At 71.8% G+C, this 1,184-nt stretch carries 1 protein-coding gene; it reads left to right on the top strand.

Going from position 1 to position 1,184, the window contains the following annotated elements; all coding sequences use genetic code 11:
* The first annotated feature begins 243 nt into the window (after window positions 1–243).
* The gene (locus FOE67_RS26250) at window positions 244–1,035 is read left to right on the top strand and encodes an IclR family transcriptional regulator (protein ID WP_182667315.1); all 792 of its coding nucleotides are present in this window, start codon (window positions 244–246) and stop codon (window positions 1,033–1,035) included.
* Window positions 1,036–1,184: the final 149 nt, after the last annotated feature.

Below are 1,184 nucleotides of genomic sequence, written 5' to 3'. Positions count from 1 at the left end.
GGAAGGAGGGGGAAGGAGAAGAAAGGGAGGGAAAGGGAGGGAAAGGAAGAGGGGTAAGAAAAGGGAAGAGGCGGGAGAACCGGTGCACCGGAGACCCGCGGGGGCCGGGTGTCGACATGCGCCGACCCCGTTCGGCAATGCGGAATAGCATGGGGGTGTTCCGGCCCGGTGGGCCGGGGCCCGCGGAGGCGCGGGCGGGACCGAGCCCGGGCGACCCCGCGGCGAGCCGGAGGGAGAAGCCGCATGGCGCGGACCATCCAGTCGCTGGAGCGCGCCGCGGCGGTGCTGCGCCTGCTGGCGGGCGGTGAGCGCCGACTGGGGTTGTCGGACATCGCCTCCACGCTGGGACTGGCCAAGGGCACCGCGCACGGCCTGTTGCGCACCCTCCAGCAGGAGGGCTTCGTCGAGCAGGACCCCGTCAGCGGGCGGTACCAACTGGGGGCGGAACTGCTGCGGCTGGGCAACAGCTACCTGGACGTGCACGAACTGCGGGCCCGGGCGCTGGTCTGGACCGACGACCTCGCCCGTTCGGGCGGGGAGAGCGTCCATTTGGGGGTCCTGCACCACCAGGGCGTGTTGATCGTGCACCACGTCTTCCGCCCGGACGACAGCCGGCAGGTCCTGGAGATCGGGGCGATGCGTCCGCTGCACTCCACCGCGCTGGGCAAGGTGTTGGCGGCCTGGGATCCGGTGGCGCACAGCGAGATGCTCGACGCCGGCCTGACCCCGATCACCGACCGCACGGTGACCGACCCCGCCGCACTGGAGCGGGAACTGGAGGAGACCCGGCACCGGGGTTGGGCGGGTGAGAACGGCGAGACCTGGGAAGGTATCGCCGCGGTGGCGGCCCCGATCCTGGACCGGCACCGCATGCCGGTGGGGGCGGTGGGCGTCACGGGGGCCGTGGAGCGGGTGCACGCGGACGGCGGGGGGCCGCGACCGCGCCTGGTGGCGGCGGTGCGGGACTGCGCCCGGTCGATCTCCCGGGACCTGGGGGCCGATCGCTTCCGGGGCGTGTCGCTCGGAAGCGAATAACCCAAATAAGTCATACCATCACATATGCGGGACACAGAGTCCCGAACCGGATTGAACAGGGCGCTCCAGAAGTGGGGCGCCCTGCCCCGTCATCCGGCCGATTCCATCGACCCCCGACCTCCATCCCGACCACCGCCCCGGAGCCGCAC

The organism is Streptomyces calidiresistens, assembly GCF_014141525.1.
GTDB lineage: Bacteria > Actinomycetota > Actinomycetes > Streptomycetales > Streptomycetaceae > Streptomyces > Streptomyces calidiresistens.
Note: the sequence above shows the minus strand (reverse complement) of the source record. Positions and strands in the feature narration are given on the sequence as shown.